Origin of the sequence: Mycolicibacterium sp. TUM20985 (genome assembly GCF_030295745.1) — a bacterium.
Lineage (GTDB): Bacteria > Actinomycetota > Actinomycetes > Mycobacteriales > Mycobacteriaceae > Mycobacterium.
Map to the genome: position 1 here is coordinate 4,553,560 of NZ_AP027291.1, position 23,639 is coordinate 4,577,198.

At 67.8% G+C, this 23,639-nt stretch carries 19 protein-coding genes and 1 pseudogene; 15 read left to right on the forward strand and 5 right to left on the reverse strand.

What is annotated here, in order from left to right:
• The 6 genes and pseudogenes from QUE68_RS22360 (at window position 1) to QUE68_RS22385 (ending at window position 5,919) form a co-directional block, all read left to right on the forward strand.
• Window positions 1–738 (forward strand): GntR family transcriptional regulator, encoded by a 738-nt coding sequence (locus tag QUE68_RS22360; RefSeq protein ID WP_286274481.1) that lies wholly within the window; start codon window positions 1–3, stop codon window positions 736–738.
• A 7-nt stretch (window positions 739–745) separates the two neighbouring features.
• Window positions 746–2,293, forward strand: coding sequence for an AMP-binding protein (locus QUE68_RS22365; RefSeq protein WP_286274482.1), 1,548 nt, complete (start codon window positions 746–748; stop codon window positions 2,291–2,293).
• The gene (locus QUE68_RS22370) at window positions 2,290–3,072 is read left to right on the forward strand and encodes an SDR family NAD(P)-dependent oxidoreductase (protein WP_284235230.1); all 783 of its coding nucleotides are present in this window, start codon (window positions 2,290–2,292) and stop codon (window positions 3,070–3,072) included. The genes QUE68_RS22365 and QUE68_RS22370 overlap by 4 nt, the downstream gene beginning before the upstream one ends.
• Window positions 3,069–4,544, forward strand: coding sequence for an acyl-CoA synthetase (locus tag QUE68_RS22375; protein ID WP_286274483.1), 1,476 nt, complete (start codon window positions 3,069–3,071; stop codon window positions 4,542–4,544). Before QUE68_RS22370 ends, QUE68_RS22375 begins: the two co-directional genes overlap by 4 nt.
• 20 nt (window positions 4,545–4,564) lie before the next feature.
• Window positions 4,565–5,370: pseudogene (locus QUE68_RS22380) on the forward strand (SDR family oxidoreductase).
• Window positions 5,371–5,490: 120 nt separating this feature from the next.
• Window positions 5,491–5,919 (forward strand): pyridoxamine 5'-phosphate oxidase family protein, encoded by a 429-nt coding sequence (locus QUE68_RS22385; RefSeq protein WP_284235227.1) that lies wholly within the window; start codon window positions 5,491–5,493, stop codon window positions 5,917–5,919.
• A 9-nt stretch (window positions 5,920–5,928) separates the two neighbouring features.
• On the opposite strand, the gene QUE68_RS22390 is transcribed toward QUE68_RS22385, so the two are convergent.
• Window positions 5,929–7,026: a coiled-coil domain-containing protein gene (locus tag QUE68_RS22390; protein WP_284235226.1), complete on the reverse strand. Its 1,098-nt coding sequence runs from the start codon at window positions 7,024–7,026 to the stop codon at window positions 5,929–5,931.
• A gap of 160 nt (window positions 7,027–7,186) precedes the next feature.
• Between QUE68_RS22390 and QUE68_RS22395 the strand changes: the two genes are divergently transcribed.
• The 6 genes from QUE68_RS22395 (at window position 7,187) to nei2 (ending at window position 15,757) form a co-directional block, all read left to right on the forward strand.
• Complete coding sequence (locus QUE68_RS22395; protein ID WP_284235225.1) at window positions 7,187–7,810, forward strand: TetR/AcrR family transcriptional regulator; 624 nt, start codon at window positions 7,187–7,189, stop codon at window positions 7,808–7,810.
• Window positions 7,811–7,906: 96 nt separating this feature from the next.
• Window positions 7,907–12,499, forward strand: a complete 4,593-nt coding sequence (locus tag QUE68_RS22400; RefSeq protein ID WP_284235224.1) for an ATP-dependent helicase — start codon at window positions 7,907–7,909, stop codon at window positions 12,497–12,499.
• Between the two features lie 68 nt (window positions 12,500–12,567).
• On the forward strand, window positions 12,568–13,059 hold the full coding sequence (locus QUE68_RS22405) for a DUF2834 domain-containing protein (protein WP_284235223.1): 492 nt from the start codon (window positions 12,568–12,570) through the stop codon (window positions 13,057–13,059).
• 34 nt (window positions 13,060–13,093) lie between these two features.
• A complete protein-coding gene (locus tag QUE68_RS22410) occupies window positions 13,094–14,059 on the forward strand; it encodes an NAD(P)H-dependent flavin oxidoreductase (protein WP_284235222.1) in 966 nt (321 codons plus the stop codon).
• A complete protein-coding gene (locus tag QUE68_RS22415; protein WP_284228474.1) occupies window positions 14,056–15,000 on the forward strand; it encodes an SDR family NAD(P)-dependent oxidoreductase in 945 nt (314 codons plus the stop codon). The genes QUE68_RS22410 and QUE68_RS22415 overlap by 4 nt, the downstream gene beginning before the upstream one ends.
• The gene (gene nei2 / locus QUE68_RS22420; RefSeq protein WP_284228475.1) at window positions 14,987–15,757 is read left to right on the forward strand and encodes an endonuclease VIII Nei2; all 771 of its coding nucleotides are present in this window, start codon (window positions 14,987–14,989) and stop codon (window positions 15,755–15,757) included. Before QUE68_RS22415 ends, nei2 begins: the two co-directional genes overlap by 14 nt.
• 7 nt (window positions 15,758–15,764) lie before the next feature.
• Here the strand turns inward: nei2 and QUE68_RS22425 are convergent, their stop codons facing one another.
• Window positions 15,765–17,384, reverse strand: coding sequence for a GMC oxidoreductase (locus tag QUE68_RS22425; protein WP_284228476.1), 1,620 nt, complete (start codon window positions 17,382–17,384; stop codon window positions 15,765–15,767).
• Window positions 17,385–17,772: 388 nt separating this feature from the next.
• Between QUE68_RS22425 and QUE68_RS22430 the strand changes: the two genes are divergently transcribed.
• Window positions 17,773–18,981, forward strand: coding sequence for an alkane 1-monooxygenase (locus QUE68_RS22430; RefSeq protein ID WP_454786295.1), 1,209 nt, complete (start codon window positions 17,773–17,775; stop codon window positions 18,979–18,981).
• On the opposite strand, the gene QUE68_RS22435 is transcribed toward QUE68_RS22430, so the two are convergent.
• Window positions 18,978–20,018 carry a fatty acid desaturase family protein gene (locus QUE68_RS22435; RefSeq protein WP_454786383.1) on the reverse strand — a complete coding sequence of 347 codons (1,041 nt, stop codon included), beginning with the start codon at window positions 20,016–20,018 and terminating at the stop codon, window positions 18,978–18,980. The genes QUE68_RS22430 and QUE68_RS22435 overlap by 4 nt on opposite strands.
• A 134-nt stretch (window positions 20,019–20,152) precedes the next feature.
• Window positions 20,153–21,226 (reverse strand): ferredoxin reductase, encoded by a 1,074-nt coding sequence (locus QUE68_RS22440; RefSeq protein WP_284228477.1) that lies wholly within the window; start codon window positions 21,224–21,226, stop codon window positions 20,153–20,155.
• 70 nt (window positions 21,227–21,296) lie between these two features.
• Between QUE68_RS22440 and QUE68_RS22445 the strand changes: the two genes are divergently transcribed.
• Together QUE68_RS22445 and QUE68_RS22450 are read left to right on the forward strand one after the other, a co-directional pair.
• Window positions 21,297–21,992: a TetR family transcriptional regulator gene (locus QUE68_RS22445; RefSeq protein WP_284228478.1), complete on the forward strand. Its 696-nt coding sequence runs from the start codon at window positions 21,297–21,299 to the stop codon at window positions 21,990–21,992.
• A 24-nt stretch (window positions 21,993–22,016) separates the two neighbouring features.
• Window positions 22,017–22,802: an enoyl-CoA hydratase/isomerase family protein gene (locus QUE68_RS22450; protein ID WP_284228479.1), complete on the forward strand. Its 786-nt coding sequence runs from the start codon at window positions 22,017–22,019 to the stop codon at window positions 22,800–22,802.
• A 21-nt stretch (window positions 22,803–22,823) separates the two neighbouring features.
• Here QUE68_RS22450 and QUE68_RS22455 read toward each other — a convergent pair whose 3' ends face one another.
• On the reverse strand, window positions 22,824–23,594 hold the full coding sequence (locus QUE68_RS22455) for an SDR family NAD(P)-dependent oxidoreductase (protein WP_284228480.1): 771 nt from the start codon (window positions 23,592–23,594) through the stop codon (window positions 22,824–22,826).
• Window positions 23,595–23,639: the final 45 nt, after the last annotated feature.

Sequence of the window (23,639 nt, forward strand, 5' to 3'; positions counted from 1 at the left end):
ATGACAATGAACTCCGCCGACCATCGCTATCTGCAGGTGGCCCGCGCCCTCCGCAAGGAGATCGTCGACGGTGTCTATCCCGTGGGGTCTCAGCTGCCCACCGAACACGAACTGTGCGAACGTTTCTCGGTGAGCCGGTACACCGTCCGAGAGGCGCTGCGCAGGCTGCGTGACGACAACCTGGTGGCGTCGCGGCCGCGGGCGGGCACCACCGTCGTGCCACGGGTCTCTTCGAGCTCGTATTCGCAGGACAACATGACCATCAACGACCTGCTGGCCTTCGCCAGCGGGGCCGATCTCGACATCGAGTCGACGGGCATGGTGACCATCGACGCCGAACTCGCAACGCGCACCGGGCTTGGAGAGGGTGAGCAGTGGTTGGCGGTCCTCGGCTTCCGGCAGGCCGCCGGTGCCGAGTACACCCACTGCTGGACCGAGTACTACATCAACCGCACGTTCGCGGCCGTCGGCAGGATGCTGCAACGGCACACCGGGCCGATCTTCCCCCTGATCGAGGACCTGTTCGGCATCAGCGTCGTCGAGGTCCACCAGGAAATCGGCGCGGTCTTGGTGACGCCCTTCCTCGCCGAGCGCCTGAAGGTCGCCGTCGGCAGCCCGGCCGTCGAGGTGCACCGCACGTACAAGACCTCCGACGGCGACGTCGCCCAGGTCACGATCAACACCCATCCCGCATCCAGCTTTCGGCACTCCATGACGTTGCGACGGGTGAAGGGCTGATCCCCTCATGGCCCGACGCAAGGACGATGCCTACGCACGCGGCCTGTGGGTCCGCACCACGCTGGCGGATGCGCTGCGCGACGCGGCCATCGCCACCCCCGGTCGGATCGTGGTGATCGACGGCGACACCCGGCTGGACTGTGAGGAGCTGTATGCGCGGGCCCTCCTCCTCGCCCGTGTGCTGACCGCCAGAATGCCCACCGGCAGCGTGGTCTCGTTCATGCTGCCGAACTGGCAGGAGGCCGCGGTCGTCTACCATGCGGCGACGCTGGCAGGTATGGTCGTGAACCCGATCCTGCCGTCGCTCCGTGATCACGAGCTGCGGTTCATCCTCGATGACGCCGATACTCGAATGGCGTTCGTGCCGAACGTGTTCCGTGGTCACGACTACGCGGCGATGCTGAGTCGCGTGACGGCGACGCTCGACGATCCGCCCGAGGTGGTCGTCGTCCGCGGTGACCCCGGCGCGCATACCACCTACGACGACCTGTTCGCCGCGCCGCAGGGAGAGTGCCCCGCGACGCTCGACCCGGACGCTGTCCGGATGATCATGTACACCTCCGGCACCACCGGCCGGCCCAAGGGAGTCCTGCACTCGCACAACACCCTTCATGCGCTGATCTGCCAGATCCGGGACAGCTGGCGGATCGATCCGGGCGACACGTTCCTGGTGCCGTCGCCGATCGCCCACATCGGCGGCTCCATCTACGCGTTCGAATGTCCGCTCCTGGCCGGGTCGACCGCCGTTCTGATGGAGAGTTGGGACCCCACCGCGGCGGTCGAGCTGATGACGACGGAGCGGTGCACGCACATGGCGGGCGCCACGCCGTTCCTCGCCCAGCTCCTCGCCGCGGCGCAGGCGGCGGGCACCACACTCCCCGACCTCAAGGTGTTCATCTGCGGTGGTGCCGGCGTCCCTCCGTCGCTGATCCGAAGCGCGACGGCATATTTCGACGGGGCGGCCGTCAGCCGGGTGTACGGCTCGACGGAGGTGCCCGTCACCACGGTCGGCGCCCTCGACGACCCCGACCTCGCCGCCGACACCGACGGGCGGCCGGGCATCGCGGGCATCCGCCTCGTCGACGGCGAGATCCGTGCCCGCGGTCCGCAGATGCTCGTCGGCTACCGCCAGCCGGACGACGAGGTCGGTGCCTTCGACGCCAACGGCTTCGTCCGCACCGGCGATCTGGGCCGCTGGGAGGGCGACTGCCTGGTGGTGACGGGACGCGCCAAGGACCTCATCATCCGAAACGGCGAGAACATCTCCCCGAAGGAGGTAGAGGACGTCCTGGTGGGTCATCCCGCCATCGCCGAGGTGGCCGTCGTGGGCGTGCCCGACGCGCGGACCGGCGAGCGCGCGTGCGCCGTGATCGTGGCGGCGAACGGCAGCGAGCCCGACGTCGGCGAGCTTCGCGCGTTCCTGGAAGCCCGGGGATTGGCCAGATTCAAGGCGCCCGAGCAGGTGGCCATCTGGGATGCGTTGCCGAAGAACGACGCCGGGAAGGTGCTGAAGCACTCGATCCGGGCCACGCTGAGCGCAAGTGAGGGACGATGACCGACAGGCAGGTGGCAATCGTCACCGGCGCGAGCAGTGGTATCGGCTTCGGCACGGCGGTAAAGCTGGCCGAGGCAGGCATGTCCATCCTGGGCACCGGCCGCGACGAGGCCCGGCTGGCCGAGTTGGCCGAGGCGGTGGGCGATCCCGACCGGGTGGCGACGCTGGCCGTCGACCTGACGTCCGACGAGGGTCCGCGCCGGGTGGTGGACGCTGCGGTGCAGCGGTGGGGTCACGTCGACTTCCTCGTCAACAACGCCGGTGTCGGCAAGCCGCAGCCGTTGCACGAGACCGATGACGAATCCCTGGACTACTTCCTGGGTTTGATGCTGCGGGCGCCGTTCCGCCTGACCCGCGACGTGCTGCCGCACATGGCGCCTGGCTCGGCGATCATCAACGTGACGTCCACCTTCGCGGTCGTCGGCGGCATGCGCGGCGGCGCATACTCCGCGGCCAAGGGCGGGCTGACCGCGCTGACCACCCACATCGCCTGCCAGTACGGTGCGCAAGGCATCCGGTGCAACGCGGTGGCGCCCGGCGTCACCCAGACGCCGATGGTCGCCGAACGCCTGACCGACGAGCGCTTCCGCAAGATCAACACCGAGATGACGCCACACCAGCGCCTCGGCACCATCGACGACATCGCCGGCACCATCGCGTTCCTCTGTTCTCCGGGAGGTAGTTTCATCAACGGGCAGACGATCGTGGTCGACGGCGGATGGAGTTCGACGAAGTACCTGTCCGACTTCGCGCTGTCATCGGAGTGGGTGCCGCGGTGAATCTGTTCACCGTGCTCGACCAAACCGCCAACCGCTTCGGTGACCGCGGCGCGGTATACGTCGGTGATCGGCTCGTTCATACGTGGGAACAGTTGCGCGACAGGGTAATGCGCATCGCCGCGTCCCTACGCGAGACGGGCGCACCCGGCGACCGGATCGCCGTCGCCAGCGAGAACCGCCCCGAGATCGTCGAGCTGATGTTCGCCATCTGGGCGGCCGAGCGCGTCTTCGTTCCCGTCAACTACAAGTTGCACGCCATGGAGATGCAGCAGATCCTCGATGACTCCGGTGCGACGCAGCTCTTCGCGTCACCGAAGATCGCCCAGGCGCTGGCGCCGTTCGCCACCGTGCCGGTGGAGACCCTGTCCTCCTCGGCCTACCAAAACCGTTTGTTGGCAGAACCTTCCGAGCGCCCGAGGGATACCGACCCGGCCGCGTTGGCATGGTTGTTCTACACGAGTGGCACGACGGGGCGGTCCAAGGGTGCCATGCTGTCGCACCGCAATCTGATGGCGATGACGGTCGCGCATCTCGCCGACTTCGATGACCCGGACCAAGATTGCAGCCTGATCCACGGCGCGCCGATGTCGCATGGCTCGGGGTTGTACGTACCGCCGTACGTGTTGCGCGGCGCGCGACAGGTGATCCCCGCATCCGCGGCGTTCGAGGCCGACGAGTTCCTCGACCTGTGCGAGCACCATCCGGGCAGCAGCGCCTTCCTCGCGCCGACGATGGTGCAGCGACTCGTCGCCACCGGAAGGCCGCGCCCGGACAACCTGCGCACGATCGTCTACGGTGGCGGCCCCATGTACGTCGACAGCATGAAGAAGGCACTCGATGCGTTCGGTCCGATCTTCGTACAGCTCTACGGTCAGGGCGAGGCACCGATGACCATCACCGGACTCCGTCGCGCCGACCACGTCGATGCCGACGACGGGGTGCTCGGATCGGTCGGACATGCGCGGTCGGGGGTCGACGTCGCGGTGCTCCGCCCCGATGGCACACCGGCGGCATGCGAGGAGATCGGCGAGATCGTCTGCCGCGGTGACGTCGTCATGTCGGGATACTGGCAGAACCCCGACGCGACCGCCGCGACCCTCGTCGGCGGCTGGCTGCATACCGGTGACATGGGTTGCTTCGACGCCCGCGGGTACCTGACGCTGCGCGACCGCTCCAAGGACGTGGTGATCAGTGGGGGCAGCAACATCTATCCGCGGGAGGTGGAGGAAGTGCTCATCACCCATCCCGACGTCACCGAGGCCTGTGTCGTGGGTGCGCCGGACGCGGACTGGGGCGAGATCGTCGTCGCGTTCGTCGTCGGTACGGCCACCGAACCGGAGCTCGAGGCGCTGCTGCTCGATTGCATCGCCCGCTTCAAGCGGCCCAAGCGCTACCTCTACGTGGACGAGCTGCCGAAGAACGGTTACGGCAAGGTCCTCCGGCGCGAACTACGGGATCGGCTTGCGCTGTAGGAGGCTGTAGAAAGAGAGCCATGGAGATCGAAGGCAGAGTCGCCGTGGTCACGGGTGCCGGTTCCGGAATCGGACGGGAGCTGGCCGTCGCCCTGGCGGCGGGCGGCGCGTCGGTCGTGGCGGGGGACGTGGCCGAGGCCGGGGTCGCGGAGACCGTCACGCGCATCGCGACTGCGGGCGGATCGGCCGTCGCCGTGGTGGCCGACGCCGCCTCGGTCGACGGCATCGACCACCTGATCGCTACGGCGCGTACGGATTTCGGACCCGTCGACGTCTTCATTGCCAATGCGGGCATCATGGGCGCACCGGGTCTCGGCGACGACGAGGGCGACTGGGACACCATCATCGACGTGAACCTGCGCGCGCACGTCAGGGCGGCGAAGGCCCTGGTGCCCGAGTGGGTGCAGCGCGGCGAGGGTTACTTCGTCAGCGTGGCGTCGGCCGCGGGTTTGCTCACCCAACTCGGCGCGGCCGGCTACTCCGTCACCAAGCACGCGGCCGTGGGGTTCGCCGAATGGCTCTCGATTACTTACGGCGACAAGGGATCGGCGTCTCCTGCGTGTGCCCGATGGGCGTGGACACGCCGCTGTTGACCCGGATCCTCGACGCACCGGACCCCGCCGCCCGGCTGGCCGGCGCGGCGGTGGCGACCGCGGGTGAGGTGATCGGGCCGCAGCGGGTTGCCGAGCTGACGGTGGAGGCGGTCCGCAATGGCCAATTCCTGGTGCTCCCGCACCCCGCGGTGCTCGACATGTACCGCCACAAGGGCAGTGATTACGAGCGGTGGCTTGCCGGCATGCGCCGCTATCAGGCCACCCTCGCCTGAACCCTCTTTCTCTCGCGCGAGCGTGCGTGTCTGCACCCGACATGCCGGGCAGGTTTGCCACATCGCGCACGCTCGCGAGCCGGCGGAATACGCCCGCGAGCTCTGGTGTTGCCCCCGATCATGAAAGCCTTCACGGAGTCGGAACGGCAAAACTTCCTCGCGGACAAGCACGTCGGTGTCTTGGCGGTCGCAGCCGACAAGGGCCGCCCGCCGGCGAGCGTCCCGATTTGGTACGACGTCACCCCCGACGGCCTCATCCGTCTCAACACCGGGGCGACGTCGCGCAAGGCTCGGCTGATCGAGGAGGCAGGCGTCGTGACCCTGGTGGTCCAGCGCGAAGAACTCCCCTATCAGTACGTGGTGGTCGAGGGCACCGTCGTGGAGACGACGACGCCGGCGCCGTTGGACGTGCGCGAGGCCATCGCCATCCGGTATCTCGGCGAAGAAGGCGGACGCGCCTTCGTGGAGGGGATGGGCGACACGACGAGCGTGCTGTTCACCGTGCGCCCCGATCGCTGGCTCACGGCCGACTTCGCCGACGAGATATAGCTGGGCTGTCTAGCGGCGTGGCGTCGTGGTGATGTGCACGTGGTCGAAGTGGCCGTAGCCCGATGCCTGCGGACCGGCCGGCGTGTAGTACGTGCCGCGCCAGATCACATCCTGTAAGCCGAATCGGCCCGCATTACTCATCGCGAACGAGAGAATCTCGTTTCCGAGCGCGATGCCCTCGGGGCTGTCGGAGTTGGGGATCATGATGTCGATCGCCAGACCGCTGGGGTGCCACGGCTTCGAGTCCGGCCGGACCCCGTCGATGGCCCGTATCTGGGGAAACTGTGCGCTGACGGCACGGGCAGCGAGAATGGTGTTGGGCTGCATTCCGGCCTCCGACGCGACGCCGACGGGCAACGCCTCCGAGACCTCTCCGCGGGGCGGAGCGACGTCGCCGGGAGGCACGCCAGGCATCGCGGCGATCGCCGGGTCACCCGGAGCGGGCGCACTCGGCAGCGGGGGTAGAACCGCGTTGTCGATCACCGCTTGCTGCTGTGGTGTCAACGCCGCGTACTGCGCCTCCGCGGCGGCGATCTGACGCAGCAGTTCGCGCCATTTGGCCTGCAGCGACGCACGGACTGCGGCGGCCGACTCCGCCGCGGCGCTGGCGTCGACGGCCGACCTCTCCGACGCCTGGGCGGCGGTAGCCGCGCGATCACTCGCCGAACGGAACGCCGCCAACTGTTCGGCTGCCCTACTGCTCACCATCCGATGCAGCGACAGCTGATCGATCAGCTGCTGCGGGGAGGCTGCGGTCAGCACCGCCGCCCACTGACCGCTGCCCCCACTCGTGTAGGTCATCGCCGCGATCCGATCGACGGCGGCCTGGTGCGGCGCTAGCGCGGAGTTCGCGGCCTCCAGGGCGGCCTGATCAGCGCGATGGCGGCCGACGGCCGCGGCCTCCTCGACGAGTCGGGCGTCGGCATCGCGCTGGGCGGCGGTGACGGCCTCGCGACTCTGCACTGCCTGCTGGGACAACGCTTCGAGCCTGGACAACGCGTCGGCCGCTGGGTCCGCCCGTACATCAACCACCGAGGAGACCAGCACCAGGACTGCGATCGCCAGACCGAACACCGTTCGTCGAAGGGAGTGGCGCACCCCGGTCACGCGGATATACACGTCCTTGCTTCAGGACCTGTCGTGGCCCGGCTGTCGATGTCCCGGCAAGGCTACGAAGTGACACCCACGATGTCTAGTCGGCGTTCCACGTCGTCACCGACGAGACCGGGCCCACAGCTGTTGTACATGTGCCAACTAATATGTCGAGGTGGCTGACCGGAGAAGGTTGTCCCCGGAGGACAGGCGCAACGAGCTGCTGGCGCTAGGCGCCGAGGTGTTCGGGCAGCGGCCGTACGACGAGGTGCGCATCGACGAGATCGCCGAGCGGGCCGGTGTGTCGCGAGCGCTGATGTACCACTACTTTCCGGACAAGCGCGCATTCTTCGCCGCCGTCGTCCGCAACGAGGGTGAGCGTCTGTTCGAGGCCACCAACACTCCCCCGCAACCGGGGCTCAGCCTGTTCGAACAGCTCCGCGCAGGCGTGCTGGCCTATCTCGAATACGACGAAGCCCACCCCCACGGCGCCTGGGCTGCCTACATGGACATGGGCCGCAGCGATCCGGTGCTGCGCGGGATCGACGACACGGACAACGACCGCCAGGCCAACCGCATCATCGACCGCATCACGGAGCCACTGGCCGAGCCGCTGCCGGCCACGGTGCAGCGCGACCTGCGGGCGGTCGTCTACGGCTGGCTGGCGTTCACCTTCGAGATGTGTCGCCAGCGGGTCGCCGACCCGTCGATCGACGCGGGGGCGGTCGCCGACGCGTGCGCCCACGCGCTCCTCGATGCCGTCGCGCGAATTCCGGACGTACCCTCCCCGCCCGAGTGACTTGGGCGCGTTTCCGTTCGCTCACCGAACGTTCGCGCGCCGAAATCGCGACAGGGGTGGGAGGGGCTTGTCGGTGGGTGCGGGCAGTATGGCGAGATGGCCCGGAAGACCGCTGAACCCGCAGCACCCCTGGCCCGCTTCAGCGACCTGACGCGGGAGTGGTTCACCGGGACCTTCGCCGCCCCGACGGCCGCCCAGACCGCGGCGTGGGACGCCATCGCCGACGGCCACAACACCCTGGTCATCGCACCGACCGGGTCGGGTAAGACCCTGGCAGCGTTCCTGTGGGCCATCGACCGGCTCGCGTCGGGTGAGCCACGCGCTGCCACCGCGGGCACCCGGGTGCTGTACGTGTCACCGCTCAAGGCGCTGGCGGTCGACGTCGAACGCAACCTCAGCACGCCGCTCACCGGCATCGGCCGCGTCGCGGAACGCCGGGGCGTGGCCGCACCGAGCATCACGGTCGGGGTGCGCTCCGGCGACACGCCGCCCAACCGCCGCCGCGAGATGATCGCCAGGCCACCAGACGTCCTCATCACCACGCCCGAGTCGCTCTTCCTGATGCTCACCTCGGCAGCCCGGGAGACCCTCGCCGAGGTCGAGACCGTGATCGTCGACGAGGTGCACGCCGTCGCGGCCACCAAACGCGGCGCCCACCTGGCGCTGTCGTTGGAGCGGCTCGACCAGTTGATGGACCGCCCCGCGCAGCGGATCGGGCTCTCGGCCACCGTCCGGCCGCCGGAGGAGGTCGCCAGGTTCCTGTCCGGGCAAGCCCCGACCACCATCGTGGCGCCGATGGCCGCAAAGACGTTCGACCTGTCGGTGCACGTGCCGGTGCCGGACATGGCGCACCTGGAGAACAACAGCATCTGGCCCGACGTCGAGGAGCGCATCGTCGACCTGATCGAGTCGCATCGGTCGTCGATCGTGTTCGCCAATTCGCGACGCCTGGCCGAACGACTCACCGCACGGCTCAACGAGATTCACGCCGAACGGCTGGGCAACGCGGTACCCGAGACGCACAATCCCAAAGTAGGCGGCGGTTTCCCCGCCCAGATGATGGGCAGCGGCGTGGCCCTCGGGGCCGAAGCGCTACTCGCCAAGGCGCACCACGGCTCGATCAGCAAGGAGCAGCGGGCGATCGTCGAGGACGACCTCAAGAGCGGTCGCCTCAAGGCGGTGGTCGCCACCTCGAGCCTGGAACTCGGCATCGACATGGGCGCCGTCGACCTCGTCATCCAAGTCGAGTCACCGCCGTCGGTGGCCAGCGGGCTACAGCGGATCGGGCGGGCGGGGCACCAGGTTGGCGAGATCTCCCAAGGCGTCCTGTTCCCCAAGCACCGCACCGACCTGATCGACTGCGCCGTGACGGTGCAACGCATGCTCGCCGGCGAGATCGAAACCATGCGGGTGCCCACCAACCCGCTCGACGTACTGGCCCAACACACCGTGGCAGCAGCCGCCCTCGAGCCTCTCGACGCCGATCGGTGGTTCGAGGCCGTCCGTCGCAGCGCCCCGTTCGCGACCCTGCCGCGCAGCGCCTTCGAGGCAACGCTCGACCTCCTCAGCGGAAAATATCCCTCCACCGAGTTCGCCGAACTGCGTCCGAGACTGGTGTACGACCGCGATGCCGGCACCCTGACCGGCCGGCCGGGCGCCCAGCGTCTGGCGGTGACCTCCGGCGGCGCCATCCCCGACCGTGGCCTCTTCACCGTGTACCTGGCCTCGTCGGCCGACACCGACAAGCCCTCGCGCGTCGGTGAACTCGACGAGGAGATGGTGTACGAGTCGCGCCCCGGCGACGTCATCTCCCTGGGCGCCACCAGCTGGCGGATCACCGAGATCACCCACGACCGCGTGCTCGTCCTCCCCGCGCCGGGACAGCCCGCCCGGTTGCCGTTCTGGCGGGGCGACGGGGTGGGCCGACCCGCGGAGCTGGGCGCCGCCATCGGTGCCTTCACCGGGGAACTGGCGGGACTAAACCGCGCGAAGTTCGACAAGCGTTGCGCAACAATGGGTTTCAATGACTTCGCCACCGACAACCTGTGGCAGCTCATCAACGATCAGCGGGAGGCCACCGGCACGGTGCCCACCGACACGACGTTCATCGTCGAGCGCTTCCGCGACGAACTCGGCGACTGGCGCGTCATCCTGCATTCCCCCTACGGTCTGCGCGTTCACGGTCCGCTGGCGCTCGCGGTCGCAAGGCGGCTCCGGGAGCGGTACGGCATCGACGAGAAGCCGACCGCCTCCGACGACGGCATCATCGTGCGCCTGCCCGACACCGAGGACGCCCCGCCCGGCGCGGAACTGTTCGTCTTCGAAGCCGACGAGATCGACCCCATCGTCACCGACGAGGTCGGCGGCTCGGCCTTGTTCGCGTCGCGGTTCCGGGAATGCGCCGCACGAGCCCTGTTGCTACCGCGTCGCCAACCCGGCAAGCGTTCCCCGTTGTGGCACCAACGCCAACGGGCCGCGCAGCTGCTCGACGTCGCCCGCAAGTACCCGGACTTCCCGATCGTCCTCGAGACCGTGCGCGAGTGCCTGCAGGACGTATACGACGTGCCCACGCTGCGCGAGCTGATGGAACGCGTTGCGCAGCGGCGCATCCGCATCCTCGAGGTCGAGACGACGACGCCGTCGCCCTTTGCGGCGTCACTGCTGTTCGGCTACGTCGGCGCCTTCATGTACGAGGGTGACAGCCCGCTGGCCGAAAGGCGTGCCGCCGCACTGTCGTTGGACAGCACGCTGCTGGCCGAACTGCTCGGTCGAGTCGAACTCCGCGAGCTCCTCGACCAGCAGGTGATCGCCGCCACCGCGGCGCAGCTGCAACACCTGGCGGCCGACCGCGCGGTAAAAGACGCCGAAGGCGTGGCCGACCTGTTGCGGCTCCTCGGCCCACTGACCGAGAGCGAGGTGGCCGAGCGATCGACGGTCGACGACGTCGCCGGCTGGCTGGAGGGGTTGCGAGCAGCCCGCCGCACGCTGACGGTGTCATACGCCGGTCGAACCTGGTGGGTGGCGATCGAGGACATCGGCCTGCTGCGCGACGGCGTGGGAATTGCCGTGCCCGTGGGCATTCCGGCCAGTTTCACCGACTCCGTCGCCGATCCGCTCGGCGAGCTGCTGGGTCGCTACGCACGCACGCGGGGCCCGTTCACCACCCGCGAGGCGGCGGAACGCTTCGGGCTGGGGCTGCGCGTGACCGCCGACGTCCTGGGTCGGATGTCGGCAGATCGGAAGTTGATCCGTGGCGAGTTCACGGACGGAGCCGCCCCGGCGGCGACATCGAGCACCGGAGCCGCCCCGGCGGCGACATCGAGCCGTGAGGACACCGAGCAGTGGTGTGACGCCGACGTCCTCAAGATCCTGCGGCGACGCTCCCTGGCGGCGCTGCGGGCCCAGGTCGAACCGGTCAGCACCGCCGCCTACGCCAGGTTCCTTCCGGCGTGGCAGCAGGTCGGGGTCGAGAAGAGCACGGGCATCGACGGATTGGCGTCGGTAATCGAACAGTTGTCCGGGGTGCCGATCCCGGCGTCGGCGATCGAGCCGCTGGTGTTCGGCCAGCGGGTCCGCAACTATCAGCCGGCGATGCTCGACGAGCTGCTCGCGACGGGCGAGGTGACGTGGTCCGGAGCGGGCTCGATCAGCAGCGGTGACGGGTGGATTGCGTTCCACAGCGCGGAGACGGCGGCTCTCTCGTTGGCCCCGCCCGCGGAGATCGACCTCACCGACGTCCATCGCGAGATCCTCGACGCGCTCGGTCACGGTGGGGCCTACTTCTTCCGGCAACTCACCGCCAACGCCGACGCCGGCGATGCGGGTTCGGCGGTCAAACATGCGCTCTGGGAACTGGTTTGGGCGGGCCGGGTCACGGGTGACACGTTCGCTCCGGTGCGTGCACTGTTGGCCGGGTCGGGTCGACGAGGTGGGACGCACCGGCAACGGCAACGGCCGCCGCGGCTGAGCCGGTACAGCGTCGCACACGCTCAGACCCGGACCACGGATGCGACCGTGGCGGGCCGGTGGTCAGCCTTGCCGCACTCCGAGCCCGACTCCACGATCCGCGCGCACTTCTCCGCGGAGCTTCTGCTCAACCGGTACGGCGTGCTCACCAAGGGCTCGGCCGAGGGGGTGCCCGGCGGGTTCGCGATGTTGTACAAGGTGCTGACTGCGCTGGAGGACGCCGGCCGCTGCCAGCGGGGCTACTTCGTGGAATCGCTCGGTGGCGCCCAGTTCGCCGTCGCGTCCACGGTGGACCGGCTGCGGACCTATCTCGACGGACTCGACAAGTCGCGTCCGGATTACCACGCCATCGTGCTCGCCGCCGCCGACCCAGCCAACCCGTACGGTGCCGCCCTGCCGTGGCCGAGCGACTCCGATACCGGGCACCGTCCCGGTCGTAAGGCCGGTGCCCTGGTGGTCCTCGTCGACGGCGGCCTGACGTGGTTCCTCGAGCGGGGCGGACGCTCGCTGCTGTCCTTCTCGTCGGATGCCGACGCGCACGCCGCGGCCGGAGCCGCGCTGGTCGACCTGGTCGGCACGGGCCGCCTCCAGTCGCTGCTCGTCGAGCGGATCAACGGCGTGCCCGTGCTGGAGCCCGGCGCCGGCCCGGACCACGAAGCGGTCCACGACGCGCTGGTGGGGAGCGGCTTCTCGCGCACTCCGCGGGGGCTGCGCCTGCGCTGATCGGCACCCAGCCACGCCAGAATGGCAAAAATGACAAAACTTCGCCGGCTGCGTTCCATACTCGGACCATGGTCTCGCTGATCGTTCATGCCATTCTCGGTGTCCTCGTCATCCTGTGGATCGTCCGCGCCAATCCCCACGTCTTCGCCCGGCCCGCCGGGGGCCCGGCGTTCTCTGCGTTGGAGATCGTCTTCTACGTCGTCGGCATCGCGTCGATCGCCCTCGGCTACTACTTCAACCATCAGTTCGTCGCGGAGTACGCCGTGCCCGGCGGCAACCCGATCTGGGGTGCGGGCAGCTGGCAGCAGTTCATCGCGCTCGGCTACGTCAACCCCGCCGCGGCGTCGGCAAGCCAGGACTACACGATCATCAACGTCATCCTGCTGCCGCTGTTCACCATCGTCGACGGCTATCGGCGCGGCATCCGTCGGCCGTGGTTGTTCTTCGTATCCAGCCTCTTCACCAGCTGTGCGTTCGCCTACGCCTTCTACTTCGCGGTCATCGAGCGTCAGCACCGTCATCAGAAGGCTACCGACGCGTTGCACTCGATTCCCGCCTGATCCGCCCGACACCGCGGTTGCCTACAGTGCAGGCATGGCCCTGCGATCCGCATTGACGGACATGTTCGGGATAGATCACCCGATCGTTCTGGCGCCGATGGGCGGTGTGGCCGGCGGCCGGTTGGCGGCCGGTGTCGCCGAGGGCGGTGGGCTGGGCATGATCGGCGGCGGTCGCGGCGAGCGCGACTGGTTGGCACGGGAGTGCTCCCTTGCCGCGAAGAGCACCGAAAAGCCCTGGGGCATCGGCCTATTGAGTTGGGCAATCGACCAGGACATCATCGAGTGGAGCATCGAGCGGCGGCCCGCCGCGATCATGCTGTCCTTCGGCGATCCCGCACCGTTCGCCGAAGTGGTCCGTGCCGCGGGGATTCCGCTGATCATCCAGGTGACCACGATGGTCGAAGCGCGACGGGCCATCGACGTCGGCGCCGACGTGGTCGTCGCGCAGGGCACCGAGGCGGGCGGCCACGGCGGCGGGCGATCGACCCTGCCGTTCGTTCCCGCCGTCGTCGACATCGCGGGCGCCGTCCCCGTGCTGGCCGCAGGCGGCATCGCCGACGGCCGGGGGCTGGCCGCCGCATTGGTGCTCGGTGCCGCCGGAGCGCTCCTGGGCACCCGCTTCGAAGCCACCGGGGAGGCCATGCTGACCGCGGCCGAGGTGAAGGTGATCACGGCAGCTGGGGCCTCGGACACCGTCCTGGGTCGTGTTGCGGACGTCGCGGCCGACGCGGGCTGGCCGGCCGTTTACCCGGCCAGGACGCTGCGCAACGCCTTCACCGACACCTGGCAGGACCGCGAGGACGAGTTGAGCACCGACGTCGAGGCCTTGGCCGCATTCCGCGCGGGCGTGCAGCGCGAAGACATGGACTACCTGCCGATCTGGGCGGGCGAGGCCGTCGACCTGATCACGGCGGTCGACTCCGCAGCGGCCCTGGTCGAGCGGATCGCCGACGAGGCCACCCGGGCCCTCGATGCCATCCGACGCAAAGAGGACTCATGACCGACGCATTGATCACCACCCCATTCGGGTCCGACTCGACTGCCACGGGAGTGATCGCAGGCGTCGACCTCTCCGGCAAGCGCGCGATCGTCACGGGTGCCTCGTCGGGTATCGGCATCGAGACCGCGCGTGCCCTCGCCGGTGCGGGTGCCGAGGTGACGTTGGCCGTTCGCGACGTCGCTGCCGGGGACCGCGTGGCAGCCGACATCGGCGGCCCGGTGCGGGTGGCCCCACTCGATCTGAGCGACCTGGACAGCGTCGACGCCTTCGTCGCCGCCTGGGACGGACCGCTGCACATTCTGGTCAACAACGCCGGGGTGATGGCGATCCAGCAGCTCACGATGTCGGCCAGCGGCCACGAAATGCAGTTCGCGACCAATCATCTGGGGCACTTCGCCCTGGCGGTGGGACTTCACGACGCGATGACCGCAGCCGGCGGGGCCCGCATCGTCTCGGTCAGTTCCGGCGGCCACCTGCGCTGTCCCGTCGTATTCGACGACATCGACTTCGCCTTCCGCGACTACGACCCCTTCGGCGCCTACGGCCAGTCGAAGACCGCCAACGTGCTGTTCGCGGTCGGGGCCACCCGCCGTTGGGAGGCCGAGGGCATCGTCGCCAACGCGCTCATGCCCGGCGGCATCGACACGCCGCTGCAGCGGCACCTTCCGCCGGAGTACGCCGCGCGGGCGTCGGCGGCGTTCAAGGCCGCGAGCACCGGCTTCAAGACCGTCGAGCAGGGGGCCGCGACGTCGACGCTGCTCGCGGCCTCTCCGCTGCTCGACGGCGTCGGTGGTCGGTACTTCGAGAACTGCAACGAGGCCAGGGTGGTCACCCGCCGCGGCGAGCCGGGCACGGGTGGCGTCGCGCCGTACGCCCTCGACGCCGCGAATGCCGAACGGCTGTGGGATGTTTCATTGGAATTCACTCATGCCAGAAGGTGACACCGTCTTCCGTACGGCGGAGAAGCTGCGGGCCGCCCTCGAGGGCAGGACGCTGACCCGGTGCGACGTGCGCGTGCCGAAGTTCGCCACGGTCGACTTGACGGGCGGGGTCGTCGACGAGGTCCTCAGCCGCGGCAAGCACCTGTTCATCCGCGTGGCGGATGCCAGCATCCACTCGCATCTCAAGATGGATGGGGCGTGGCTGATCGACGGCCAGATCAGGCGGGTGCCGATCCACAAGGTGCGGATCCTGTTGGAGACCGCGGACACCCGGGCGGCAGGCGTCGACCTCGGCGTCCTGGAGATCCTGCCTCGCGATCAAGACATGGAGTCAGTGGCCCACCTCGGACCCGACCTGCTCGGCGACGACTGGGAACCGCGGGCGGCGGCGGCCAACCTCGCGGCAGACCCCGACCGCGCGCTGGCCGAGGCGTTACTCGACCAGCGGGTGATGGCGGGCGTCGGGAACGTGTACGCCAACGAGCTGTGCTTCGTGCTGGGCCGCCTTCCGACTTCGCCCGTCAGTGCCGCGAAGGACCCGTTGCGGATCGTGCAGCGTGCGCGAGACATGTTGTGGCTGAATCGTTCCCGGGTCAATCGCACGACCACCGGCAACACCAGGGCGGGCAGCGACCTGTGGGTGTACGGCCGCGTCGGTCGACCGTGCCGCCGGTGCGGGACCACCGTCGAGTCGGATCGTGCGACGGTCACCGGCACGGAGCGAATCTCGTTCTGGTGCCCCAACTGCCAGACCTAGCGGTCGATCACGTACGCCCCTGGAGGATGCCCTCGATGTTGCGCTCGGCAAGGGCGGTGATCGACATGAACGGATTGCACCCGAGATATCCGGGCATCAGCGATGCGTCGTTGACGTATAGGTCCTCGTAACCCTTCACCCGTCCGAAGTTGTCGGTCACGACCCCGCGCGCGCAGCCGCCCAGCGGGTGAACCGTGTTGGGCCCGAATACCTTTCCCCCGAAGATGTCATCGCGATACTCCACGCCATTGGCCTGCGTCACCCGGTCGAACACCGTTCGGGCCCGCGCCTCCAGGTGATCGGTGTAATCCTGCGGCCACCGGATGTCGATCGAGTCCGAGGCGGCGTCGTAGACCATGTCGGCGCGATCACCGGTCTTCACCATCACGTAGTAGCCCAACGTATGGGTCTCCATGGGCAGGGGAATGGAGAACATGCTCGCGTACACCGGGTTGTCGGGGTCGTTGCGACCATCGAGGTTGATCATCCCCAGCAGGGACTGCTCGGTCCCGGCGGGATCGCCGTCCTGCAGGTGGTGAGCCACCATGACGTCCCCGTTGTTCCCGTACCCGCGACCGATCTCCTCGCTCAGGTCCGATAGTTCACCCGACTCCCTCGCGCGCATCAGGATGGCGTTCGTTCCCAGCACGCCGGCGCTGAGAAAGAGTTTGTCGCAACCGATTTCGCGGCGCTCGAGTTCCTTGCCCCACCGGTCGATCACGCGGGTGGAGACGACGTATTCACCCGAGCGTTCGCGGCGGACACCGATGACCTCCGTGAGCGGACTCAAGGTGACCTTGCCCGTGGCCAGCGCGGCGGCGATGTAGGTCGCATCGACACTGCCGAACCTGCCGAAGTTGTTCCCGTACTGCTGCTCGAGGTCGAAGGCAGAACGCGGAACCGTTCCCGCCTCTTCCTGCTTCATGTAGTCGAACGAGTAAGCGCTGCCGTTGTAGTCGACCGAGTACCCGGCCGCCGCCGCGTACTGCCGACCGGTGCGCGCGTACTGGAACCACGGGGTCTGCTCGAACCAGTCCCTGTCGCGGTAGCTGATGCGCAGCATCTCCTGGGCACGTGGAATGTAGCCGTAGAGGAACTCCCCGGGATCGATGTCGGGGAAGGCCTCGCGAATCTGCCCGGTGGTGGGGACCGCCGCGATGGCGGCGTTGATCAACGAGCCGCCGCCGACGCCGATCCCGCGGAACACGTTGTGTGCGCCATACGCCACCTGCTCGCAGATTCCCGCCTGGACCGGCTGAGGGGACGGCACCTTCTCGACGACGTCCTCGATCGAGATGCCGTCGAAGGACGGAATCAAGCTCGGCGGAACGGCGGAGAACCAGGTCGCGCGATTGTCCGGAGGCAGCATCCGCGAGAACCGCTTGCCATCCTCGTCGGGGGTGTCCCAGTGCCGACCCTTCTCCAGGATCAGCGTGTCGATGCCCGCCTGGCCGAGGCGCAGTGCCGACACCCCGCCGCCATAGCCGCTGCCCACCACGATGGCGGAATGGTGGTCACGGCGAGCGGCCGGTTGGTCACGGCTCACTCCGTAGGTGATCGCGCCGGCTCCAGCCGCCGCGAAGGCCGCCGTGCCGTAGAGAAAGCGGCGTCGCGATATCGCCGTCACACGCACCGTCCGTTCGAATTCAGCACTCGATCTTGAGTGGCTCCATCAATTTCGACTTCGCATCTTCGTCCACTTTCGACGGTTACGACGTCACCAAACGACATTTGCGCCCCCTTGCGTAGCCAGTTGCCTGACAGCGCATTCCCAGCCATCACCGTCGGCGCTCAATCAAATCGACCGATCGACGATCCGAAAATCATTCGAAAACAACCCATCTGCGCTGGACAAGCGGTTGATCTCCACACCATCCGGCCAGCCCAATGGCCCTTGGGCTCAGCAATGCGGCCTGATCGCTCGTCAAGAAGCAAAAACCTACTTTAGGGTACGCTTTCCCAAATATAGGTGTTAACTGAGTTACGAATTGAGCTCGGTGCTTGGGGGGTGTGATTTGTCGACTCGACTGAACGATCATCCCAATCAACGCGAATTCAAGATCAATTCTTGGCGTGATCCAAAAAGGTACCTCTGGCTCCTCGGCCTTCTGGTTCCGACGGTGTTCGTGGTTGCCTGGCTGGGGGCGTACCTGACGGGAGCGGGCATCTTCTGGTGGCTCGGACCAATCGTGACGTTCGGCATCCTCCCCGTCCTCGACTACGCGGTGGGCCCCGATGCCGCCAACCCTCCCGAGAGTGCGCTGGCGCGATTGGAGGACGACCGCTTCTACCGCTGGGCCACCTACCTGTACCTCCCGATCCAGTACTCGTCCCTTGTGCTGGCCTGCTGGCTGTGGAGCGGGGGCGGAGGAGTCACCCTGGGCCCGGTCGATCAAGTGGGTGTGATGGTGACGATCGGCGGGATCGGCGGAATCGCCATCAACGCCGCGCACGAATTGGGTCACCAGCGGGCGAAGTGCGAACAGCGGCTGAGCAAGATCGCGCTGGCGCAGGCGTGCTACGGCCACTTCTTCGTCGCACACAATCGCGGTCACCACGTTCGGGTCGCGACACCCGAGGACCCAGCCAGCTCGCGGATGGGCGATAACCTGTATGCCTTCATTGCCCGCTCGGCGGTGGGCAACGTGCGCTCTGCGTGGTGGCTCGAACGCCGACGGTTGGCTCGAATGCGGCGCTCGGCGTGGAGCTTACGGAACGACGTCCTCAATGGCTGGCTGGTGAGCGTTGCCCTGTTCGGAGTGTTGGTCTTCGCCTTCGGAACCGTCGTTCTGCCGTGGCTCGTCGGACAGGCAGTGGTGGGCATCTGCTTGATGGAGGCGATCAACTACGTCGAGCACTACGGTCTTCGGCGGCAGCTACGTGCCGACGGACGCTATGAACCCGTGCGCGCCTCGCACAGCTGGAACAACAACACCGTGGTGGCTAACGTCCTTCTGTTCCATCTGCAGCGCCACTCCGATCATCACGCCCATCCCTCCCGCAGGTACCAGGCGCTTTGCCACCACGACGAGGCACCGCAGCTACCCGCCGGATACGCCGCGATGCTACTGCTGGCGGCCGCTCCTCCGCTCTGGCGCCGGGTGATGGACCGGCGCGTGCTGGCCCACTACGACGACGACATTCGCTTGGCGGCGCTGCGACCACGCAGCGCAGCGCGACTGCTCGCGCGCTACGGGCCGGACGTCTCGCCCGTGGGGCTCTAGCGGCCCGGTAGCGCCAGCCGGCAGATCTTGCGCACGACGGTGCCGAACTGCTGCGGCAGCGGTCCCTTGTTGTAGGGGACGCCGTAGCGCTCGCAGATCTCCTGTACCTCCGGCGAGATCTCCGCGTGCCGGAACGCCGGGATGTCGGGGAACAGGTGGTGCTCGATCTGGAACGACAGGTTGCCGCTCATCACGTGGAAGAGCTTCCCGCCGGTCAGGTTTGCCGAGCCGAGGACCTGTCGGAAGTACCACATGCCGCGACTCTCGTTCGCGGTTTCCTCCTTGGTGAATTCCTGTGTGCCATCCGGGAAGTGACCGCAGAAGATGATCGCATACGACCACACGTTGCGGATCAGGTTCGCGGTCAGGTTGCCGGTGAACACCCACGGTGCGAACGGGCCGGCCAACAGCGGGAAGGCCACGTAGTCCTTCAGCGTCTGCCGCTTCACCTTGCCCCAGATGCCCTTGAGGGTCTCGCGCTTGTCGGCGATCGAGATCTCCCCGGTGCGGATCCGCTCGGTCTCCAGTTCGTGCAGGGCCACGCCGTACTGGAACAGGATCATCAGCAGGAACGCGTAGACCGGGTTGCCGTAGTAGTAGGGCGTCCACCGCTGATCTTCGCTCATCCGCAGGATCCCGTAACCGATGTCGCGGTCCATGTCGACGATGTTGGTGTAGGTGTGGTGCATGTAGTTGTGCGAATGTCGCCACTGGTCACTCGGGCAGGCCGAGTCCCACTCGAAGTTGCGGCTCGTCAGCGCGGGATCGCCCATCCAGTCGTACTGCCCGTGCATGACGTTGTGGCCGATCTCCATGTTGTCCAGGATCTTCGACGCCGCCAGCATCGCCGTCCCCGCGATCCAGGCGGGGGGCAGGATGCCGGCGAACAGCAGGGCCCGGCCACCGACCTCGAGGGCACGCTGGGCCTTGATGACCCCGCGGATATAGGACGCGTCCCGCTCGCCGAGGTCGGCGACGACCCGCTCGCGCAGGGCGTCGAGCTCTTCGCCGAAGGCATCGGCCATCTCGGGGGTCATGGTGACGGGCTTGCCGCCAACGACCTTGGTGATGGCCTGCCGGATGGGGGCGGGCAATACGTCGGCGACGTCTTCTTCGATCGTCTGCTCGAGCATGGTAGTCATGGCTGATCCTTTCGAGTCGAAACGTGTTGTCAGAGCGAGAGTTCGACGTCACCGACGGGAACGGACACGCAGATCTGCACGTCCTCCTCGTCGGCTGTCGACACGGCGCCGGTGATGAGATTCTTGACCGCGCCGCTGGTCTTGCGACGGGTGCAGGTGTGGCAGATGCCCATGCGGCAGCCATTCTCCGGCGTCAGACCGGCCGCTTCTGCTTGCTCGAGCAGCGACCGTCCGTCGTCGGTCACGTCGACACCGCTGTCGGCGAACGCCACCGTGCCGCCGGACGCCTCGGTCGGGACGGCGAACACCGGCGGCACGAAGCTCTCGAAGAGGGCGTCCGCGAAGTGCTTCCGGACCGCCTCGACGAGTGCGGGCGGACCGCAGACGAATACGGCGTCGGGCGTGGCGATCTCGGCCACGTGCTCTGCACCGAAATAACCCGTGAGATCGCCGGCCTCAGCCGACCGCGAGTAGCCGTGCAGAACGCGCACGCCGGGCATGGCGGCGAGGTCCTCGCGGTAGCAGGCCTCCTCGGGAGTACGGGCGTAGTGGATGAAGGTGACGTCCCGGTCCGAACCTTCGTCTCGCATCGTGCGGAGCATCGAAAGCACCGGGGTGATCCCGCTGCCACCGGAGACGAAGAGAACCCTCCGTGGACGCTCGACCGGCAACGTGAAGTCGCCGCCCACGCCGTCGAGTCCGACGACCATGCCCGGGCGTGCATTGCGGAAGAGGTGCTGGGAGACCACACCGTCGTCGTGGACGCCGATCGTCAACTCGAGGAGATCGGCGTCCTCGGCATTGGCGGGCGAGTAGCAGCGGGTCTGCCTGCGGCCGTCGACCTCGACGGTGAGGTTGACGTGTTGGCCGGCACGCAGGGCGGGTCCGGCCGTGAAGGCCGCATTGGGTTCGAGAGTGAGGGTGACACTGCGGGGCGTCTGCCGACGGACCGCGACGACCTTGGCGCGGGCATCGCCCAGCGTCCAGGTGGGCTCTACGAGCTCCGTGTAGCGATCGACGCCGTGCGGTCCCGTGAGCAGGTCGACCAGCGGCGACCGCAGCACCCTGTCCCGCAGACTCAGCGTCTTCGTTTGAGTGAACATGTGTACACCGTGCGACACCTACCCCAGTGCCGTCAATGACTTTCTCCAGGTTGTGGTAGGTTTCACAACGGTGAACGAACGTACGCCCAGTTCACGATCGTCCCGCTCGGGACGTTCGGGTTCCTTGCGTTCCTCACGCTCCTCGCGGGACACCGTCTCGCGGGAGGACCGCAAGGAGGCCACCCGCCGGGCCATCGTGGCGGGGGCGTTGCGACTGCTGGAGGAACGCAGCTTCAGCGCGCTGAGCCTGCGGGAGGTGACCCGCGAGGCCGGCATCGTGCCCGCCGCCTTCTATCGGCACTTCGACTCGATGGAAGCCCTCGGCCTGGTTCTTATCGACGAGTCCTTCCGCGCCCTGCGCGACATGTTGCGTGGCGCGCGAGCGGGCAAGCTCGACCCCAGTCGCATCATCGAATCCACCGTCGACATCCTCATCACCGGAGTGAACGAACGCCGTGAGCACTGGCGCTTCATCGGCCGGGAACGCAACAGCGGCGTGACCGTGCTGCGCTACGCCATCCGCACCGAGATTCGTCTGATCACCTCGGAGCTGGCGATCGACCTGACGCGCTTCCCCGGCCTGAACGCCTGGAGTGCCGAGGACCTCAACATCCTGTCCAGCCTGTTCGTGAACTCGATGATCTCGATCGCCGAGGCCATCGAAGATGCCCCCGATCAGACGGCACTCGACGAGATCAGACACACAGCCGTCAAGCAGCTTCGGCTGATCATCGTCGGGATCAACGGATGGCGCAGTAGCGACTGAGGCCCGCGAATAGGCTGGGGCGCTATGCCGCATCTCGAACTGACTCGCCCGCGCCCCGACGTCGCCCTCCTCACGCTGAACCGACCGGACAAGCTCAATGCGCTGAACTATCACCTGGTCGAGGAACTGCACCAGAGCCTCGAGGAGGTCGGTTCCGACGATGGGTGTCGCGTGCTGGTGTTGACCGGCGCGGGCCGCGGATTCTGCTCGGGTCTGGACCTGACCGAACCGATGCCGGCGGAAGCCGCTCGCGGACTGGAGTTTCCGCGGTCCGGAATGCGGTGGCAGGAGCGCATCGCCGAGCTCACCACGCGGTTGAGCGGCTTGCGCCAGCCAGTCATCGCCGCCGTCAACGGACCCGCCTACGGTGGCGGGTTCGCGCTGGCGATGGCATCCGACATTCGCGTCGCCTCGACGTCGGCCCGGTTCTGTACCCAGTTCATCAAGCTGGGACTCGGCGGCTGCGACATCGGCGTCAGCTACACCCTGCCGCGGATCGTCGGTGCCGGTCAGGCATTCGACCTGATCCTCACCGCCCGCACGGTGGATGCGGACGAGGCGTTGCGCATCGGCCTGGTGTCGCGGGTTTCCGCGGGATCCGCGGTCGACGACGCCCTGGCGATCGCCGAAACACTCTGCAGCTACGGCAAGTTCGGACTGGAGTCGACCAAGCAGGTGTTGTGGGCCAATCTCGAGGCGTCCAGCCTGCACGCGGCACTGCAGGTGGAGAACCGCAGCCAGATCCTGTCCACGACCAGCGGCGAGCTCAACGACGCAAAGGCCGCCTTCGCCACCCGCAAGAACCAGTGACGACGTCGCCACGCGTCGGGTCTAGCGGGGCGTGCCGCCGCCGTCGACGATGACGACCTGTCCGGTGATGTAACTCCCTGCGTCCGAACACAACAGCAGCGCAGCGCCCACCATCTCATCGGGGCTGGCTAGGCGCTTCATCAACGTTCCGCCCACCATGCCGTCGATCGCCTGCTGCGGATTCTTGCGCATCATGTCGGTATCGACGGGGCCCGGCGCGATCGCGTTGACCCGGATGCCGTCCGCCACGTACCCCGCCGCCATCGAGCGGGTGAACGACATCAGCGCGGCCTTGACCGAACCGTAGATCGCCATCGTCGGGGCGAAGTTGAAGGCACCCACCGACACCATGTTCAGCACTGCCGCATGCGAGCTCTTCCTCAAATATGGAAGTGCCCTCTGCGCCAGGAAGATCGGTCCGTGCAGATTCACCTCATAGGATTTCGCCAGCGCTTCCGGGGTCATCTCGCCCATCGGTTCCGCCAACGCGTTGGCGGCGTTGTTGACCACGACGTCGACACCGCCGAACTCGCCAGCGGTGCGCTCCACGAGCAGGTCCAGATCGTCGAGGTTGCCGATGTGAGCGGCGACGCCGATCGCTTCACCGCCGAGGCCACGCAGATGCTTGGCGGCCTCGTCACAGGCGTCGGCCTTGCGACTGGCCACCACGACGCGGGCCCCGGCGAGGACGAACCCCTCCGCCAGGGCCAGTCCGATGCCGCGACTCCCGCCCGTCACGATCACGGTGCGGTCGGTCATGTCGAAGAGCCGGTCGAAGGCTGGGCGATCCATGATCGCTAGTAGAACAGACCGGTGGTGACGATCGGTCGGCATGGC

What these genes read in the sequence shown, in the direction of transcription:
- QUE68_RS22415 (WP_284228474.1), top strand. Translation starts at nt 14,056, where the DNA reads ATGACCGACGCATTGATCACCACCCCATTCGGGTCCGACTCGACTGCC.
- QUE68_RS22455 (WP_284228480.1), bottom strand. Translation starts at nt 23,594, where the DNA reads ATGGATCGCCCAGCCTTCGACCGGCTCTTCGACATGACCGACCGCACC.
- QUE68_RS22400 (WP_284235224.1), top strand. Translation starts at nt 7,907, where the DNA reads ATGGCCCGGAAGACCGCTGAACCCGCAGCACCCCTGGCCCGCTTCAGC.
- QUE68_RS22370 (WP_284235230.1), top strand. Translation starts at nt 2,290, where the DNA reads ATGACCGACAGGCAGGTGGCAATCGTCACCGGCGCGAGCAGTGGTATC.
- QUE68_RS22365 (WP_286274482.1), top strand. Translation starts at nt 746, where the DNA reads ATGGCCCGACGCAAGGACGATGCCTACGCACGCGGCCTGTGGGTCCGC.
- QUE68_RS22435 (WP_454786383.1), bottom strand. Translation starts at nt 20,018, where the DNA reads ATGACCCCCGAGATGGCCGATGCCTTCGGCGAAGAGCTCGACGCCCTG.
- nei2 (WP_284228475.1), top strand. Translation starts at nt 14,987, where the DNA reads ATGCCAGAAGGTGACACCGTCTTCCGTACGGCGGAGAAGCTGCGGGCC.
- QUE68_RS22440 (WP_284228477.1), bottom strand. Translation starts at nt 21,226, where the DNA reads ATGTTCACTCAAACGAAGACGCTGAGTCTGCGGGACAGGGTGCTGCGG.
- QUE68_RS22410 (WP_284235222.1), top strand. Translation starts at nt 13,094, where the DNA reads ATGGCCCTGCGATCCGCATTGACGGACATGTTCGGGATAGATCACCCG.
- QUE68_RS22405 (WP_284235223.1), top strand. Translation starts at nt 12,568, where the DNA reads ATGGTCTCGCTGATCGTTCATGCCATTCTCGGTGTCCTCGTCATCCTG.
- QUE68_RS22385 (WP_284235227.1), top strand. Translation starts at nt 5,491, where the DNA reads ATGAAAGCCTTCACGGAGTCGGAACGGCAAAACTTCCTCGCGGACAAG.
- QUE68_RS22450 (WP_284228479.1), top strand. Translation starts at nt 22,017, where the DNA reads ATGCCGCATCTCGAACTGACTCGCCCGCGCCCCGACGTCGCCCTCCTC.
- QUE68_RS22360 (WP_286274481.1), top strand. Translation starts at nt 1, where the DNA reads ATGACAATGAACTCCGCCGACCATCGCTATCTGCAGGTGGCCCGCGCC.